22 protein-coding genes are annotated in these 15,057 nt (G+C 41.2%); all 22 read left to right on the forward strand.

Features of this window, described 5'->3' with window-relative positions:
* Window positions 1–963, forward strand: a complete 963-nt coding sequence (locus ACLRVU_RS14390; protein ID WP_142419933.1) for a hypothetical protein — start codon at window positions 1–3, stop codon at window positions 961–963.
* A 10-nt stretch (window positions 964–973) separates the two neighbouring features.
* Window positions 974–1,291, forward strand: a complete 318-nt coding sequence (locus ACLRVU_RS14395; protein WP_142419932.1) for a hypothetical protein — start codon at window positions 974–976, stop codon at window positions 1,289–1,291.
* Window positions 1,263–1,634 carry a translation initiation factor 2 gene (locus tag ACLRVU_RS14400; RefSeq protein ID WP_142419931.1) on the forward strand — a complete coding sequence of 124 codons (372 nt, stop codon included), beginning with the start codon at window positions 1,263–1,265 and terminating at the stop codon, window positions 1,632–1,634. The genes ACLRVU_RS14395 and ACLRVU_RS14400 overlap by 29 nt, the downstream gene beginning before the upstream one ends.
* Window positions 1,627–1,986 carry a hypothetical protein gene (locus ACLRVU_RS14405; RefSeq protein WP_142419930.1) on the forward strand — a complete coding sequence of 120 codons (360 nt, stop codon included), beginning with the start codon at window positions 1,627–1,629 and terminating at the stop codon, window positions 1,984–1,986. The genes ACLRVU_RS14400 and ACLRVU_RS14405 overlap by 8 nt, the downstream gene beginning before the upstream one ends.
* Before the next feature lie 14 nt (window positions 1,987–2,000).
* Window positions 2,001–2,381 carry an HK97 gp10 family phage protein gene (locus tag ACLRVU_RS14410; RefSeq protein ID WP_217752597.1) on the forward strand — a complete coding sequence of 127 codons (381 nt, stop codon included), beginning with the start codon at window positions 2,001–2,003 and terminating at the stop codon, window positions 2,379–2,381.
* A gap of 13 nt (window positions 2,382–2,394) precedes the next feature.
* Window positions 2,395–2,838 carry a DUF6838 family protein gene (locus ACLRVU_RS14415; protein WP_142419928.1) on the forward strand — a complete coding sequence of 148 codons (444 nt, stop codon included), beginning with the start codon at window positions 2,395–2,397 and terminating at the stop codon, window positions 2,836–2,838.
* Window positions 2,839–2,854: 16 nt separating this feature from the next.
* Window positions 2,855–3,919, forward strand: a complete 1,065-nt coding sequence (locus ACLRVU_RS14420) for a phage tail sheath C-terminal domain-containing protein (RefSeq protein ID WP_142419927.1) — start codon at window positions 2,855–2,857, stop codon at window positions 3,917–3,919.
* Window positions 3,920–3,932: 13 nt separating this feature from the next.
* The gene (locus tag ACLRVU_RS14425) at window positions 3,933–4,370 is read left to right on the forward strand and encodes a phage tail tube protein (RefSeq protein WP_142419926.1); all 438 of its coding nucleotides are present in this window, start codon (window positions 3,933–3,935) and stop codon (window positions 4,368–4,370) included.
* Between the two features lie 2 nt (window positions 4,371–4,372).
* Complete coding sequence (locus ACLRVU_RS14430; protein ID WP_074748339.1) at window positions 4,373–4,780, forward strand: hypothetical protein; 408 nt, start codon at window positions 4,373–4,375, stop codon at window positions 4,778–4,780.
* Window positions 4,781–4,797: 17 nt separating this feature from the next.
* Window positions 4,798–4,941 (forward strand): hypothetical protein, encoded by a 144-nt coding sequence (locus ACLRVU_RS14435; RefSeq protein WP_412892267.1) that lies wholly within the window; start codon window positions 4,798–4,800, stop codon window positions 4,939–4,941.
* A gap of 2 nt (window positions 4,942–4,943) precedes the next feature.
* Window positions 4,944–7,277, forward strand: a complete 2,334-nt coding sequence (locus tag ACLRVU_RS14440; protein WP_142419925.1) for a hypothetical protein — start codon at window positions 4,944–4,946, stop codon at window positions 7,275–7,277.
* Between the two features lie 17 nt (window positions 7,278–7,294).
* Window positions 7,295–7,993, forward strand: a complete 699-nt coding sequence (locus ACLRVU_RS14445; protein WP_142419924.1) for a LysM peptidoglycan-binding domain-containing protein — start codon at window positions 7,295–7,297, stop codon at window positions 7,991–7,993.
* Window positions 7,990–8,949 carry a hypothetical protein gene (locus tag ACLRVU_RS14450; protein WP_142419923.1) on the forward strand — a complete coding sequence of 320 codons (960 nt, stop codon included), beginning with the start codon at window positions 7,990–7,992 and terminating at the stop codon, window positions 8,947–8,949. The genes ACLRVU_RS14445 and ACLRVU_RS14450 overlap by 4 nt, the downstream gene beginning before the upstream one ends.
* Before the next feature lie 2 nt (window positions 8,950–8,951).
* The gene (locus ACLRVU_RS14455) at window positions 8,952–9,188 is read left to right on the forward strand and encodes a hypothetical protein (protein WP_142419922.1); all 237 of its coding nucleotides are present in this window, start codon (window positions 8,952–8,954) and stop codon (window positions 9,186–9,188) included.
* On the forward strand, window positions 9,185–9,628 hold the full coding sequence (locus ACLRVU_RS14460) for a DUF2634 domain-containing protein (RefSeq protein ID WP_142419921.1): 444 nt from the start codon (window positions 9,185–9,187) through the stop codon (window positions 9,626–9,628). Before ACLRVU_RS14455 ends, ACLRVU_RS14460 begins: the two co-directional genes overlap by 4 nt.
* Window positions 9,629–9,716: 88 nt before the next feature.
* Window positions 9,717–10,676 (forward strand): baseplate J/gp47 family protein, encoded by a 960-nt coding sequence (locus ACLRVU_RS14465; RefSeq protein ID WP_233107807.1) that lies wholly within the window; start codon window positions 9,717–9,719, stop codon window positions 10,674–10,676.
* Window positions 10,666–11,190, forward strand: a complete 525-nt coding sequence (locus ACLRVU_RS14470) for a putative phage tail protein (RefSeq protein WP_142419919.1) — start codon at window positions 10,666–10,668, stop codon at window positions 11,188–11,190. Before ACLRVU_RS14465 ends, ACLRVU_RS14470 begins: the two co-directional genes overlap by 11 nt.
* Window positions 11,191–13,191, forward strand: coding sequence for a hypothetical protein (locus ACLRVU_RS14475; protein ID WP_224727410.1), 2,001 nt, complete (start codon window positions 11,191–11,193; stop codon window positions 13,189–13,191). It abuts the gene before it with no gap.
* Between the two features lie 12 nt (window positions 13,192–13,203).
* Entirely contained in the window at window positions 13,204–13,548 is a 345-nt protein-coding gene (locus ACLRVU_RS14480; protein ID WP_142419918.1) for a hypothetical protein, read from the forward strand.
* A gap of 1 nt (window position 13,549) precedes the next feature.
* A complete protein-coding gene (locus ACLRVU_RS14485; RefSeq protein ID WP_257279179.1) occupies window positions 13,550–13,675 on the forward strand; it encodes a hypothetical protein in 126 nt (41 codons plus the stop codon).
* Between the two features lie 47 nt (window positions 13,676–13,722).
* A complete protein-coding gene (locus ACLRVU_RS14490) occupies window positions 13,723–13,995 on the forward strand; it encodes a hypothetical protein (protein WP_233107808.1) in 273 nt (90 codons plus the stop codon).
* A 12-nt stretch (window positions 13,996–14,007) separates the two neighbouring features.
* Entirely contained in the window at window positions 14,008–14,856 is an 849-nt protein-coding gene (locus tag ACLRVU_RS14495; RefSeq protein WP_142419917.1) for an N-acetylmuramoyl-L-alanine amidase family protein, read from the forward strand.
* The last annotated feature ends 201 nt before the right edge of the window (window positions 14,857–15,057 follow it).

The following is a 15,057-nucleotide window of genomic DNA, read 5'->3' on the forward strand; positions in this document are numbered from 1 at the left end:
ATGCCAACAAGAGCTGAAGTAGTAGCACAGTTACAGACATCTCTGGATGATGCAATGATCCAGGGTCTTACATCCGGTTGGATGGATATCAACAAAGATGATGTTAGATACGCAGCAGGAAAAGAGGTTAAAATCCCGGTAATTGGGATGTCAGGACTTGGCGATTATGACCGTACGAAACGGGACGCATATCCGGATGCTAATGTGTCGCTGGAATACCAGACAGTGACCATGACACAGGATAGAGGCACCCGCATCACCGTGGATGCTATGGATCGTGATGAAACACAGGGTTTATTGGATGTGTCAAAATTGATGTCAAAGTTCCAGCGGGAAAAAGTAATTCCGGAGGTGGATGCATACCGATACTCCACTATCGCACAGCATTGTGTAAAAAATGAGCGTGTTGCTTATGGTTATACACCAGATGCAAGTACCTTGCTAACACAGCTTTATCTGGATATCGCTAGAGTACAGGACATTGTTGGTGAGGACACTCCACTGGTGGTGACGATCTCCATGATGGTTGCTGCTATGTTTGACCTTTCCAAAGAACTTGGAAAAAGGTTGGAAACAACGCAATTTACGACTGGTAATGTTAATTTAAAAGTTAAAGCTCTGGATGGTCAGATTCCAATGATTAGAGTAGGATCTGGGCGGATGAAAACTGAATATGAGTTTTTTGACGGACGCACTCCATCGGATGGTGCTGAAAGTAATCCATCACCAGATCAGACGATGGGAGGCTTTAAACCGACAGCGGCTGCTAAGGATATCAACTGGCTAATCACTCCGGTAACCGCTCCTATTGCAATCACACGACAGGATAAAGTACGTATCTTTGATCCAGAAACAAATCAGACCGCAAATGCATGGGCTACTGATTACCGTAGATACCATGATCTATGGCTGAAAAATTCTTCCTTGCCTGCTATTTTTGCGAATATCAGACAGGCTAAGTAGAGGTGTTAATATGAGAAAATATCAGAAAATGGGATGTGTACGCTATGCAGCAAATGATGCAAAGGCAGCGGAGCTGGAGCGTATGGGATATGCAGAGTGTAATCGTGAAGAAGAAAAAGTTATTATTGAGTCTGTACAGGTCAAGCCTGGGACGGACACTGAAGCAGTAACTGAAACATTAACTGAAGCAGTATCTGCTGCTTGCAAAAGTAAGAGCGGATCAAAAAGAAGTCTGGGAAAAAAAGGAAAAGCTGATCCTGAAACTAATTTGGAAGCTCCAGCACCAGGTGGTGATGATGATGGATCAGATCCAACAGATAACAAATGAGGTCAAGGATAATCTTGACCTTTCTTCTACTGATTCCGAGAAAATCGTCTTCAGGTACGTAAAACGTGCGTTAAGCCAAGTAAAAGTGTTTTGTAATCGTACTGATATCCCGATAGAGCTGGAGGATACCATTGCTCAGATCGTGGAGGATATGCTGAGAGCGGACGGTGTTGTTAAACTGGATAATGATATCGCATCAGTATCTCGTGGTAACACCAGCATAAGCTACACCAACAAGCAAGAAGCATACATGAGAACAGTCGATTTTATGAAAGACTATCAGAATATTTTGATCCACTACAGAAAAATGAAGGTGCCGCAGCGGAGGAAAAGCAATGAATGAAATTGATATCCTTGCAGCTACTTATGATCATACCTGTAAGGTGTATCGTGCGCAGATGGTAGACTTGCCGAATGGTGAAACGACTTATCAGGATGGCATAAATGGACAGCTGGTATACGAAAATCTCCCTTGTGCTCTATCCAGCCCCTCAGGCGGTAAGCTCTCGTATAAACAGCCGGAATACCGGATAAGCACAGATTATCTGTTATTCACCCGTCCGGACATAGAAATCATGGAAAATGACTATCTGGTGATCAATCAGTACGGACATGAGGTGATCGCCAGAGCTGGACAGACAGACTATTACCTATCGCACAACGAGGTACATGTTACTTTAGGTAAGACTATATGAGTGGATGCGTATATATGTTCGAGGGATTGGACGAATGGGAAAAAGAGCTTATGGATGTGATTCAGACAGATTTTCCAAAAGAATTTGAGCGTCTGGTGATTGATGTTGCTTCAGAGCTGCATGAACAGGTCACAGGAAGGACACCAGTGGATACTTCCAACTTACAGACAAACTGGAAGATCGGTAAGATCGTAAAAAAAGGTCGTGACTATTACATCCAGGTTTTTAACAATACCGATTATGCTGAACACGTTGAGTTCGGGCACAGGAAGAAAAACAGCGAGGAAATGGTTCCGGGGGCGCACATGATGGAGATATCGCTTGCTGTCCTGGATGCACGGCTTCCGCTGTACCTTCAGGATTGGTTAAGTGTTTTTCTGGATGAACATTTCTAGGAAGGAGAATGCAATGAGCGAATATGAAAAGATAAAAAATGCGTTGATCCCGGTGATCAAAAGGGTATTACCTGATCATAAAGTGTTTGCGGACGATATCAAAACACTTAATGATGCTATTACAAATCAGCATATCAGTGATTATGTGCATATATCACTTGCTCCGATTACGAATACCAAAGAAGGAAAACTGATCAATCGTAATTATCAGGTAGGTATCATGATACATAACTTTGATGAGACACTTGCGGGTTACCATGATATCGGTGAGAGGTTGGATAAAGCATTTTATCCTGTGCTTCACTTTGATGATCGCTTTATCAGCGTAGGAGATACAACCGCAGCTATAGTGGACTGGAGGCTTCACTATAAATTTAATCTGCAATATACAGATACGTACGAACATGAAGATGAAGAAACACCGTATCTTGATGATTTTGATTTAAATATGAATTGAAGAAAGGAAGGTATCTATGGGATTACCTAGTATAAATATTGAATTTATTGGTAAGGCAAGCAATGCTATTACCAGATCTGCTAGGGGTATCGTAGCGTGCATCATTAAGGATGACACAGAGGGTATCCCGGCAGTACAGACATACAGTACCTTAAACGATGTGGATTTCACGAAAATGTCAGAGGCTAACTACGAATTTATGAAACTTATCTTTGCGGCTAGCCCATATCGTGTGATTGTAGCAGCACAGGCACCAGATGCTGCCGATTATACCGGAGTGCTGAAGACATTAAAGGATTTAAAATGGAATTACCTTACAGTGCCAGGCATTACAAAGGAAGAAACAACATCCATCGTTGCCTGGATCAAAGAGCAGCGGGACAGCAAGCGCAAGACATTTAAAGCGGTACTGCCTGAAGTAGTGGCTGATCACGAGGGTATCATTAACTGTACGATCAGCAATGTTACTACATCCATATTGGATAAGACGATCAGCTGTGCTGCTTATTGTGCACGTATCACTGGTATCATGGTAGCTGTGCCATTATCACGCAGTACGACCTATTATGATCTGCCGGATATCATATCTGCTGATGTGCCAGAGGATCCAGATGCTGCTATAGACGCTGGTCAGCTCATTGCTGTCTTCGACGGTGAGAAGTACAAAATCGGGCGCGGTGTAAACAGCCTTACAACGATCCCTGAGGGGAAAAGTGAGGAATTTAAAAAAATCAAAATCATAGAGGGTAAGGATCTGATTTGTGATGATATAACAACTACGCTGGAAAATAACTATATCGGTAGAGTACGTAACAGCTATGACAAAAAACAGGAAGTGATTGCGGCAATTAACAATTACTTTCGAACGATTGAAGGTGAGATCCTGGATGAAACATATGATAACCTATGCCAGATCGACATAGAGGCACAGAAAAAATATCTCAATGATCACAGTGTAGATACAAGTACGATGAATGATGTACAGATTGCTGAAGCAAACACAGGAAGCAGTCTTTTTGTATGCTCAAACATTAAACTTGTAGATGCAATGGAAGACTTCATAATGGTCAATTACGTATAGGAGGAGTTAAGATATGGCAAAATTTAGAGGATACAGAGTTCTTAGCGGATCGTATGCTGAGGTCTGGATTGGCGGTGATCTCATTGCTGAAGCAAAGAAAATCGAGCTTAAAATCAGCTATGAGAGAGAAGATATTCAGGTCGGCATTGACATGGATTCAAAGTTTAAGAATCAAAAAGGTGAATGGACATTAGAGTTGAATAAGGTGTATTCACGCTTTGAGGATTACCGCCAGAAAATTAACGCAGGTAAGGATGAGCGTCTGCAAATCATCACAAAGCTTAAAGATCCTGATGCAACCGGAGGACAGACAGAGCGTTACAGCGTCGATAACTGCTGGTTAAACGAATTACCAGCTGTTAGCTATGAGGTAGGCGCTCCAGTAACACAGGAAATCAGTGGAGGCTTTACGCCATCGGATATGATCAATTTGGATAAGGTAGGTGCATAAAAGTGGGAGCAACAAGTGAAAAAAAGAATCTGTTACAGGAATTTACTGCAAAAGCATCACAACGCCTGCGTGATAAAAAGCTAGGCAAGACAAAAAAGCTTCATGTGCCGTCTATGGATGTTGACATTATCATAAGAGATTTAAAAACGCATGAGATCACTGAGGTGCTGGATGTTGAGGACACCATGGAATCAACAAGATACTGTGCTTATATCGGCATCCTTGAGCCGAATATGCAGCAGCTTGCAAAAGAGCTGAAAGCTAGTGGTGATATCTATAAGCCTGTTGATGCCGTGGATATCTTTGAAATGCATGAGGTGAATGAAATTGCTGAAGAAATACTGAAACTATCTGGCGTAACAGCTGAGAAAGGTGCAAAGGTCAAGGCTGTTGAAGATTTAAAAAACTGATAGCCCAGGACGGTGATATGCAGCTATTGCATTATTACGTCCAACTGGGCTGGAAGATAGATGACTTTTTAAGAGAGCCATTGATCAATCAGTTATTTTACAGAGCCAGTATGATGATGAGATCTGAAGAAATACAGGAAGCAATGGGAGGGAGTGACTGATCATGCCGAAAAATAAGGGGGTCAAGGGTGAAATCGGAATCAAGGATAAGGTCACTCCTACCTTAAAAAACATTGTTAAAGAGCAGCAAAACTTCCGGCGGGATGTAAAAAAAACACATACAGTTATGAAAGAATTGTATGAGAAATCCTGGAAAATGAAGATTGATGATAATGCAGTCTACAAGAAACTATCATCACTTAAACGGAAAATGAGTGAATTTAAACAGGGTTTAACTGTACGTTTTAAGATATTGGATAGTGCCAGTAAAACAGCCGATAAGATAAAAAATAAGCTGGGTCTGCTAAAAAAGACGATCGTCAGCCCTATGATCAAGCTTAAGGATGCAACAACGACAAAAATCGTAAAGGTAAAAAAGCAGATCAAGGATGTAGGTCGGCTTATCGCAATGCCTGTGATCATAGTTAAAGACAAGACAACAAGCATAATCAATGGTATCAAAAGTAAGTTTGTTTTGCTCAAAAGCAAGGTGCCAAAGCCTATTATTACAGCCGTTGATAAGACAGCATCGGTACTTGGCAGCATAGGATCTAAGCTTAAAGCGATTGCAAAAAAGCTTGTAATTCCTGTGACGGTAGCTGCAACTGTAACTACAGCGGCGCTCGGTGCCTCGATTAAAAGCGGGATGCAGCTTGAGCAGCAACAGATATCCATTAAGCACTTTATCGGAGCCACCAATAAAGACATGGATCAAACCGCTGTTGATAAGGCAGCGGCAGAATTTACGCAGCAGCTGCGCAATAACGCAAATGCGACACCATTTGAGACTGGTGAGGTCATACAGGCAGGTTCCAGAGCAATCTCATTAACTCAGGGCAACCGAAAAGAGGCTATGAGCCTTGTAAAATTAGCTGAAGACATGGCAGCAGCTTCTGGTGGTACTGCAAGTGTCCAGGATGCCATTGAGGCATTAGGTGATGCGAAAATGGGTGAAATGGAGCGCTTGAAAAGCTTTGGATTTAAAGTGTCGGCTGACGAATTTGAGCAAAAAGGATTTAAGGGCGTATCCAAGGATCTGGAAAATTTCTTTGGTGGAGCAAGTGCGAAGCTTGCGACCTCTGGCGGCGGTCTGGTATCTACGATTACCGGAAAACTTAAGTCTAGCGTTGCAGACTTTGGGCTTAAGATCGTTGATCAATTAAAACCTGTGCTTACAGATATGATTGGATTGATTGATAAAGCGATGCCATACATTGATAAATTAGGCTCTGCGTTTGGTAACAGCTTAAGTAAGGGCATTAAGACAGTATCTGCTGCAATGCCGACAATCATTGCCACGTTTAAATCATTATCCCCTATCTTTGCTGCTCTTGGTGATGGTATCAAAGCAATGATGCCCTCCATCATGTCATTTGCTCAAACGGTGATCACAACGATTCAAAACGTTGCTATAGCAGCAACGCCAGTGATACAGCAAATCGTGGCAGCCATTGCACAGGTTATGCCAGTTTTAGCGCCTATCTTTTCGACCATCGTGACGCAGATCGGTAATATCGTTACCGCTGTATTGCCTGCACTCAGCATTGCAATCGAGGGCATAAAAAACGTTATTATGACACTGGCACCCTTTGTGCAGACAGCCTTTGAGACTGTCGGTGCAATCATCACCAACGTGATTGACGGCATTACAGGTATCATCCAGGGTGGTCTGGATCTGATCAGTGCTGTATGGTCTGGAGACTGGCAGGGTGTCGTTGATTCATTTGGTACAATATTTTCTGGAATTGGAGAGATATGCAAGGCTCCGTTAAATGCTGTTATCGGGATCATTAACTGGGCTATAGATGGTATCAATTCAATCCAGGTTGATATTCCGGATTGGGTGCCATTCGCCGGAGGTTCGCATTTTGGGCTAGATCTGGAGCATATACAACCACTTGCTAAGGGTGGTGTAGTTGATAAGGCAACGCCAGCGATTTTCGGTGAGGCAGGTAGAGAGGCTGTCGTCCCGTTAGAGCATAACACAGGATGGATGGATCCAGTGATAAACAGGATCACCAAAAATGTGCAGGGTGCTAGCGGAGTGACACAAGTTTTACAGTCAGATGCATCTGTGCCATATCTAAAGTCTATGCTGCAAGGCATAAACCTACTGGTCAGCAAGTTAAGCCGCAGTGAGCCGATGCCTGTTGTTTCCGGTAATGGGGCTGTTGTTCCATCTGGTAACGGTTCAGGAAAATCTTCGGAGAATGGTAAAACAATAACTATTCAAATCCCAAAACTTGCTGATAAAATCGTTGTTAAAGAAGAGGGAGACATTGATGAAATCGGTGATAAAGTAGTAAAGAAAATCCTGGAAGCAATAGAAAATGTATAAAAAGAGGAGGAAGAAACATGAGAGTATATCAGCTGATATCTACAGCAAACAGCAAGGAGCAAATAAAGTTACCTGTGAATCCGTCACAGTTTGAGCTTGATGATCCGCAACTTAATCAGAAAATCACTCTGCTGAATGTTGGAGAAGCAAATCAGCTGGGAGGTGTGGGACTGATTACAGGTTCCCTCTCCAGCTTCTTCCCTTCTTCCTCTTCACCATTTTATAAACGAGCTGATAGATCTCCTGCTGAATATCTAAAACTGATAGAAAAATGGAAGGACAGTAGTCAGCCCGTTAGACTTATAGTCAGTGATACAGGTATCAATATCGCAATGACGATCGACAACATCCATACCATAAGGTATGAGGGTGATAAGGATATCTATTATACGATTGATCTGACTGAGTATAAGTCTCTTAACGTGCCTACTGTTAAAATCAAAACGTCTGTAAAAAAGACGATAACCACTGCAAGACCAGCCGCAAAAAGTCCGAAGCAAAAAGTTAAGCAGCAAAAGAAGGTTACACATACGATCAAGGGCGGTGATACCCTCTGGTCGATCGCAGTAAAGTATTATGGTAATGGATCTAAGTATCCTAAAATATATAATGCGAACAAGGATGCTATCGAAAAGGCGGCAAAGAAACACGGCTTTGCATCATCCGATAAAGGTCATTGGATCTGGGCTGGCACAAAGTTGGTGATTCCAAAATGAGGTTGCTTGCTAAGGATAAAGACATCATCAATCTGGTGCAGGATCTTTCGTGGTCAGGTGACACAAAAGCTGTCGCTAGGTCATTGCAATTCACGTATTATCAAAATCCTCATGATGAAAAACTGGCTAAAATAATACTGGAGCCGGGTAATGAAGTTATACTCCAGGACGATAAAAATAAAAATCTGTTTGGTGGTGTTGTTTGGACGGTAGAGCGAGCAGCTGCATCCGGTATGATATCTGTAACAGCTTATGATCTGATGTTTTATATCAACAAGAGTGAGATCAGCCGGATATTCAATAATACAGCAGAGCAGATCACACGGACGATCTGTAATGATCTAGGTATCACACCGGGGAGCATTGCAGCAACCAATACAAAGGTGTATTTTCCGTGTATTGCTAAAACAGGATATGATGCGATAATGATGGCATATACAGCTGCTGCCAAAAAGACAAAAGAGGTTTATATGCCGATGGCTCAATCCATTAACAAGTTAGCAGTTATTAAAAAGGGTGAGCTTTGTGGTGTTGTGGTAGATGGTAGTTACAATCTACAGGATGCGACCTACAGAGTAAGCGCTGAAAATGTAGTAAATCAAGTGCTGATTACAGATAAAGACGGTAATAAAAAGCGCATTATTGAGGATCGTACATCCCGAAATAAATACGGTACGGTGCAGAAAGTATACAAAGAAGAGGATGGAAAATCGTCTGAAGCTGAAGCAAAGGCATTGATGCAGGGTATCGAAGAATCAGGAAACGTAACTGTTACAGGAGATTGTAGAGCGATTTCCGGATATAGCATCATAGTACAAGAGAAATCCACAGGACTATATGGCAAATTTTATATAGAGAGTGATAGCCACTCATTTAGTAATGGTAAACACACTATGACATTAACACTTGCTTTTAAAAACTTGATGGACACGAGAGAGATTGAGACTGGAGGTTGAGTATGAATAAGTGGGCTTATGAAATGGCAGTTTTACTGAAGAACAAAAACAGTACAGATCAGCAGATCCTACTGGCTACAGTGACAAGTACAGATCCGGTCACACTCCAGTTATATGATCTCACGGTCAATCAGCATATTTACAGCAATCCAGACCTTAAGCTTAAGTATGGTGATCATGTCATCGTATTGTTAGATAACATTAGCTTTTATATCTTGCAAAAGGTGGTGGCTGTATGAGTATCTTCCCTTTTTTCTCGGAAATCAATGAACAGGAAGACATGGAGGAAGAACTTCCTGTATTCCGGGAATATGCATATGACTTTGAAAATAATTGTTTGAAGACTGATACCGATGGTAAAACGATCATCGTTGAAGAAAACGAAGCGTTAAAGATATGGATATATAAAACACTCATGACTGCGCGGTATCGCTATGTAACATACACGGACGATTATGGATCAGAGCTTGATGATCTGGCTGGTATCGGTCTATCGTATGACATCATAACCTTAGAGATTCAGCGAATGATCATGGAGGCGTTGATATACTCACCTTATATAACCGCCATTAAGGACTTCAATTTTGAAAAGCTGTCGACAGGAATAAAGGTGAAGTTTACTGTATCCAGCATCTACGACGATTTGGAAATTGAACAGATTATGGAAGGGGCTAGTTGAATTGGAAAGTTTTGAATATGAAGATATAAAAACTCGAATTATGGAAAGCTTGATGAATCCTACCAGTAAACTGGAGGGTTCATTTTCGATGGATAATGTACAAGCAGTTTCACAAGAGATCGCCATGATGTATGCAATGGAAGTTGCCACTATTCCGGATAAGGTTTTACTAGATACAGCTTATGATGAATTTCTGGATAGAGCTGCCTTGGACTTTGGAGAAGCAAGACTACCAGCTACACAAGCTCAGGGGACAGTCTTATTTACAGGGAGTCCAGGAACGGTTATCCCTATTAGAACAATTATAAAATCTGACTTATTGACCTTTGCGACACTTGAAAAGGTAGTAATAAACGATACCTCAACAGCTGAAGTAAAAGCGATTTGTAATACTCCGGGAACAGTCGGAAATGTAACTGCTGGAGATATAAGTGCTGTTGACCTTGATGGTGTCAAGGTAACCAATATAAAGCCCTTTGCTGGAGGCGTAGACATTGAGACGGATGAGGCTTTTCGCAGTCGCATTTTTGACAGGATCAGAAATCCATCCACATCCGGAAATGTGAACGACTATGTGAAATGGGCGAAAGAGGTACCGGGTATAGGAAATGCGGTGTGTATCCCATGTGCAAATGGTAATGGCACTGTAAAGGTCGTTTTGCTTTCTCTTGAAGGAAGAGCGCCGGATGAAATCATTATACAGAACGCTATAGCACATATCGCTGAAATGAAGCCTATTGCAGCAGCTGTCAGTGTCGTAGCTGCTAAGGCTAAGGCTCTAAGCATAAGTGGTAATATACACTTATCTAACGGATTTGAAATAAACAATGTTACTGATCAGTTTAAGTCTGCATTTCAGCAGTATCTTGCTACAAAGCAATTCGGATCCAGTAGATCATTGGCATATTTTAAAGTCAGTGATCTCTTGTATGATATACCGGGTGTCCTAGATGTTGATTCATATACTCTCAACGGTGGTACTTCTTCCATCACAGCAGATAGTGATGAGTATTTTGAGATAGCTGAGGTGAGCTTTCATGCGGTTTGATACAAAATATCTCCCACTATGGCTCCAGAATATGCAGCAAATGGATGAGCTACTGACTGCTGAATCTAAGGAGCTGGATAGGCTGCATAATGCCCTGGAGGAATATATCAGAGAGCTATCTTTAAGCACAGCAAATGATTTACTTGCAAGGTATGAAAAAATGTTTGATCTAACAGGTGATGGTCTAACACAGGAAGAGAGAAGAAAGAACTTGATTGCGAAACTCAATGCACGATATACAGCATCGAGACAAAGTATATATAACGAGCTGACAGCTATGACGGGGCTTCCTGTTGAAATAGAGGAGCATCCGGAGCAGTATCTGTTCCTTGTCAATATAGTGCAGAGCAATTTATCTGATGCCTTTGTAGCAGCGATAAGGAGCTATCTGGATATGATCAAGCCAGCTCATATCGCTTATGATCTAACGCTTGTTAGATACGAGCAATCGAGCATAAACGCAAGATATGCGGTATTGCATTCGTCTATATTATATTTTAAGGAGGTGGTTTAAATGGCTTTTAGAGGCATGGTAATAACATATGACGGACAATCATTGCTGACGCAGACACAGATCAGCAAGCAGTTTGCGGTAAAATGTATACGTATCGGTGATGGTAAATACAGTGCAGATCATCACGATATCCATAGCATGGTAAATCCTCTATATGATGTCGTGCCAGAGATACAGCATAAAGATAATCAGCTTCTGATTGAGGCTGATATAACAAGCAATGATCACTCTGGTTATTATTTACGTGAGATAGGGATAATAGCAACAGATGCGAGTGGAAAAGAGGTGTTGTATGCATATGATAATGCTGGGAATGATGCTGAATATATCAGCCCAGTAGATAGCGGTATAGCCTATGAAAAGCGTTTAAGATTTGCGTTATCTATCACTGATGACATTACGATCAACATACAGATCAACGGCAGTGTTTACGCTTTGCAAAGAGATCTTGTGCAACACGTTAATGATCAAACTAATCCGCATAACGTTACGGTTGAGCAACTTGGGTTGGATAATGTTGACAATACAGCAGATAAGGATAAACCCATATCGGATGCAACCCAAAAGGCATTGGATGGCAAGGAGCCAGTATTCAGTAAAAATGCAGCATTTAATAAAGCTTTTGGCAATACTGCGGGTACTGTGTGCCAGGGTAATGATAATCGTTTGAGTGATGCGAGAAAAAATCCGGCAGCTTTAACATTTACCGGAGGTGTAACAGGCTCATATGATGGCAGCATAGCAAAGAGTGTATATATCCCGACTTCTCTACCTGCGAGCGATGTTTATGACTGGGCTAAGCAGCCGAATAAACCATCCTACATAAAATCAGAGGTAGGACTAAGTAATGTTGATAATACCTCAGACAAGGATAAACCCATATCAGATGCGACTAAAAAGGCGTTGGATGGTAAGGAGCCAGTCTTCAGCAAAAATTCAGCTTTTAATAAAGCTTTTGGCAATACTGCGGGTACTGTGTGTCAGGGCAATGATAGCCGCCTAAGTGATGAGAGGACACCAAAACTTCATAATCATAGTAGAAGTGATATAACCGATTTTCCTACATCCCTACCTGCGAGTGATGTATATGATTGGGCTAAAGCAGTTGTTAAACCCATATATGAATATGGAGAGATTACAGGAAATCCACCGTTCAGTAATCCCAATCTATTAGATAATGGTGATTTTCAGGTATGGCAACGTGGAAATAGTTTCGATATCACAGAGCGTAGGAAGTATACAGCAGATAGATGGGTCGCTTATATGAATCCGGAGGAAGGATATGTGCCATACACTGTAGTAAATAGTAGCAGAAGGCTGAAAATCGTATCAGCCACAGGGGGAAGTAGATTTCTGGTATATCAGCACAAAGAGTTGAATAATTCTATTATTCGGAAAATCTTAGGAAAAAAATTGACATTAAGTGTGAAAATGATATCAGGAAATGCGCAGGAAATAACAACATCAGCAACAGTTTTGTATAATTCAAGTGATAAAACATCTGTATTATTAGCACGAAAAGCACATATGATTTCAGCGAATGAATACAAGATCATGAGTATGACTTTCGATATAGCGGGAGATATAGACTTTGATGATGTTAAATCTTTACAAATAATAATCGCCTCAGCAGGTATATCATCTGATGTATATATAGATTATGCAAAATTAGAGCTTGGGGAGATCGCGACACCAGATGTTCCAAGAACTTATGCAGAAGAACGAATGATATGTAAAAGATTTGGAAGATATATATGTGTTGATTTCACAATGAATGCTGCATCAAATTCGTTTAGCAATATGATGTCAATACCAGTTGACATGCGAATAGCTCCAACATTGACATTAAGCGCAGAGGGGTCATTAACAACAAATATAACGAGTGAGAGGATCACATATACAAGTTATATAGATCGTATACTTTTCAGTTTCACTGCTTCTGTATCGGGGATGATAAGAGTGTACGGCCGCAAATATTGGGCTGACGCAGAAATCTATTAAGGAGGTATCAACATGACAAAAGTATATGTTAAGACAGATACTAACACTGTAATCACAGAGATTAACAGTGATGTATTTCTTTCTGATGTAGATGGATATACATTGATTGATGAAGGTAATGGTGATAAGTACGCACATGCACAAGGAAACTATCTTGAAAGTGGACTGATTGATGAACGAGGAAGATACAATTATAAACTGCGGGATGGAAATGTTACTGAGCTTACAGAAGCGGAAAAGGATATTCTATTTCCCGATGATACAAAAAAACCAAATACAGAAGAACGTATTTCTGTGATGGAAGATGCAGTTCAGGAACTAATCTTGATGCAGTTAGGAGTGGGAGGAGGTGAATGAAATGGCTGAATTTTTAGCATACAGAGTTTTGGATGGCAAGCTGGAGTTTCACAAAGTTCCGGTAAGCTTGAAGGACGAAGTAAGATCTATTCTTACAGATCTGGGTTACGCTGAGCTTACCGAATAAGAGGAAGAGGGCAACCTCTTTTTATTTTGCAAGGAAAGGAGAAGAAAATGAAGATTCCACAGTTATTACTTAATCTGATTTTCGTTGCTATCATTTATAGTGTCATTCAGACGCTGCTGGTACAAAAAATTAAGGAGCTGCCATTTATTAAAAAAGGGCTTAAGACATGGGTGGTAAATTTTGTTTTATCATTCGCAATAGGCATATGCTTCTGTATGTTTTTCTTTTCGCTATCCATATATTGTGCTTTATGGGTCGCATTGTTCAGTTTCATAGGTGCAAGTGCAATCTATGAGGGTATTATCAAAATAAAAAAATAGGAGGATGAAAAAATGAAGATTACAAAAATGTTAGCACCAGTAATTTATAGTGGGGCAAGAAGCGGTATCAAGAGAATGATGAACGGCGGTGTTACGATCCACAACACGGATAACTTTAAGGCAGGAGCTGGAGCTAAGAACCACGGAACGTATTTGCAGAACAGTGGATCCACGCTGCAGGCTTCCTGGCATTATGCTGTGGATGATAAAATGATCACGCAGTCTATTCCAGACAATGAAGTAGCATGGCACGCTGGCGACGGATGTGGAAACGGAAATATGACCACCATTGCAATCGAGATCTGTGTCAATCCGGATAGTAATTTGGAGAAAGCCACCGATAACGCTGCATGGCTGGCTGCGAAGCTGCTGAAAGCACAGGGGCTTGATCATCAGAGCCTGTACCAGCATCACGACTGGAGCGGCAAAAACTGTCCAAGCCAGATTCGTGCCAACAAGCCTTACAGCTGGGCGAAATTCGTCAGCAAGGTAAAAGGGTATCTACAGCAGAATAACGCTTCTAGCAAGCCGAAACCAGACCAGATACTGAATAAAGGTGATAAGTTTATCTTCCCGGATGTCTATCAGGTATCTAAGGTGTCAGCATCCCGTGATGCAGTGATCTGCTATGCCTTGACTGGCACACCAGTGGCCGAGTACCATTGGCTGGATGCAGCTGTATGTGATGAGGTCACGAAGAGCGGAAAGAAATCCGGCGATCAGGTACTACAGCCTGGTGAGTACGTTAAAATCAAAGGTACATTTACTGTCCTAGATAATGACCCAGAAACTGATTCTGTATATGCTAAGGTCGGCCGCAGAAAGATGTGGATCTACGCAAAGCCACTTCGGGAAGTATAGAAAATAAGGAAGGGATTCCCCTTCCTTAATATATATGAGAATATGAGGATTTACGCAGGATTTAAAGTACATTTAAATTTCATATTTTGATATATAGATTTTTTATTTTATTTGCAACACTTTTTTATTTTTCGCGCAACACTACACTAAGAAAACTAAGCCTTCGGAATTCGCAATAAAAATTTTCTCATCTTTTTTTAG

The sequence above is a fragment of the Beduini sp. genome, from assembly GCF_047239305.1.
Classification (GTDB): Bacteria; Bacillota_I; Bacilli_A; order Erysipelotrichales; family Coprobacillaceae; genus Beduini.

What these genes read in the sequence shown, in the direction of transcription:
- ACLRVU_RS14445 (WP_142419924.1), top strand. Translation starts at nt 7,295, where the DNA reads ATGAGAGTATATCAGCTGATATCTACAGCAAACAGCAAGGAGCAAATA.
- ACLRVU_RS14465 (WP_233107807.1), top strand. Translation starts at nt 9,717, where the DNA reads ATGGATAATGTACAAGCAGTTTCACAAGAGATCGCCATGATGTATGCA.
- ACLRVU_RS14400 (WP_142419931.1), top strand. Translation starts at nt 1,263, where the DNA reads ATGGATCAGATCCAACAGATAACAAATGAGGTCAAGGATAATCTTGAC.
- ACLRVU_RS14415 (WP_142419928.1), top strand. Translation starts at nt 2,395, where the DNA reads ATGAGCGAATATGAAAAGATAAAAAATGCGTTGATCCCGGTGATCAAA.
- ACLRVU_RS14390 (WP_142419933.1), top strand. Translation starts at nt 1, where the DNA reads ATGCCAACAAGAGCTGAAGTAGTAGCACAGTTACAGACATCTCTGGAT.
- ACLRVU_RS14410 (WP_217752597.1), top strand. Translation starts at nt 2,001, where the DNA reads ATGTTCGAGGGATTGGACGAATGGGAAAAAGAGCTTATGGATGTGATT.
- ACLRVU_RS14460 (WP_142419921.1), top strand. Translation starts at nt 9,185, where the DNA reads ATGAGTATCTTCCCTTTTTTCTCGGAAATCAATGAACAGGAAGACATG.
- ACLRVU_RS14490 (WP_233107808.1), top strand. Translation starts at nt 13,723, where the DNA reads ATGAAGATTCCACAGTTATTACTTAATCTGATTTTCGTTGCTATCATT.
- ACLRVU_RS14395 (WP_142419932.1), top strand. Translation starts at nt 974, where the DNA reads ATGAGAAAATATCAGAAAATGGGATGTGTACGCTATGCAGCAAATGAT.
- ACLRVU_RS14455 (WP_142419922.1), top strand. Translation starts at nt 8,952, where the DNA reads ATGAATAAGTGGGCTTATGAAATGGCAGTTTTACTGAAGAACAAAAAC.
- ACLRVU_RS14450 (WP_142419923.1), top strand. Translation starts at nt 7,990, where the DNA reads ATGAGGTTGCTTGCTAAGGATAAAGACATCATCAATCTGGTGCAGGAT.
- ACLRVU_RS14420 (WP_142419927.1), top strand. Translation starts at nt 2,855, where the DNA reads ATGGGATTACCTAGTATAAATATTGAATTTATTGGTAAGGCAAGCAAT.
- ACLRVU_RS14495 (WP_142419917.1), top strand. Translation starts at nt 14,008, where the DNA reads ATGAAGATTACAAAAATGTTAGCACCAGTAATTTATAGTGGGGCAAGA.
- ACLRVU_RS14475 (WP_224727410.1), top strand. Translation starts at nt 11,191, where the DNA reads ATGGCTTTTAGAGGCATGGTAATAACATATGACGGACAATCATTGCTG.
- ACLRVU_RS14405 (WP_142419930.1), top strand. Translation starts at nt 1,627, where the DNA reads ATGAATGAAATTGATATCCTTGCAGCTACTTATGATCATACCTGTAAG.
- ACLRVU_RS14480 (WP_142419918.1), top strand. Translation starts at nt 13,204, where the DNA reads ATGACAAAAGTATATGTTAAGACAGATACTAACACTGTAATCACAGAG.
- ACLRVU_RS14470 (WP_142419919.1), top strand. Translation starts at nt 10,666, where the DNA reads ATGCGGTTTGATACAAAATATCTCCCACTATGGCTCCAGAATATGCAG.
- ACLRVU_RS14440 (WP_142419925.1), top strand. Translation starts at nt 4,944, where the DNA reads ATGCCGAAAAATAAGGGGGTCAAGGGTGAAATCGGAATCAAGGATAAG.
- ACLRVU_RS14485 (WP_257279179.1), top strand. Translation starts at nt 13,550, where the DNA reads ATGGCTGAATTTTTAGCATACAGAGTTTTGGATGGCAAGCTGGAGTTT.
- ACLRVU_RS14435 (WP_412892267.1), top strand. Translation starts at nt 4,798, where the DNA reads ATGCAGCTATTGCATTATTACGTCCAACTGGGCTGGAAGATAGATGAC.
- ACLRVU_RS14425 (WP_142419926.1), top strand. Translation starts at nt 3,933, where the DNA reads ATGGCAAAATTTAGAGGATACAGAGTTCTTAGCGGATCGTATGCTGAG.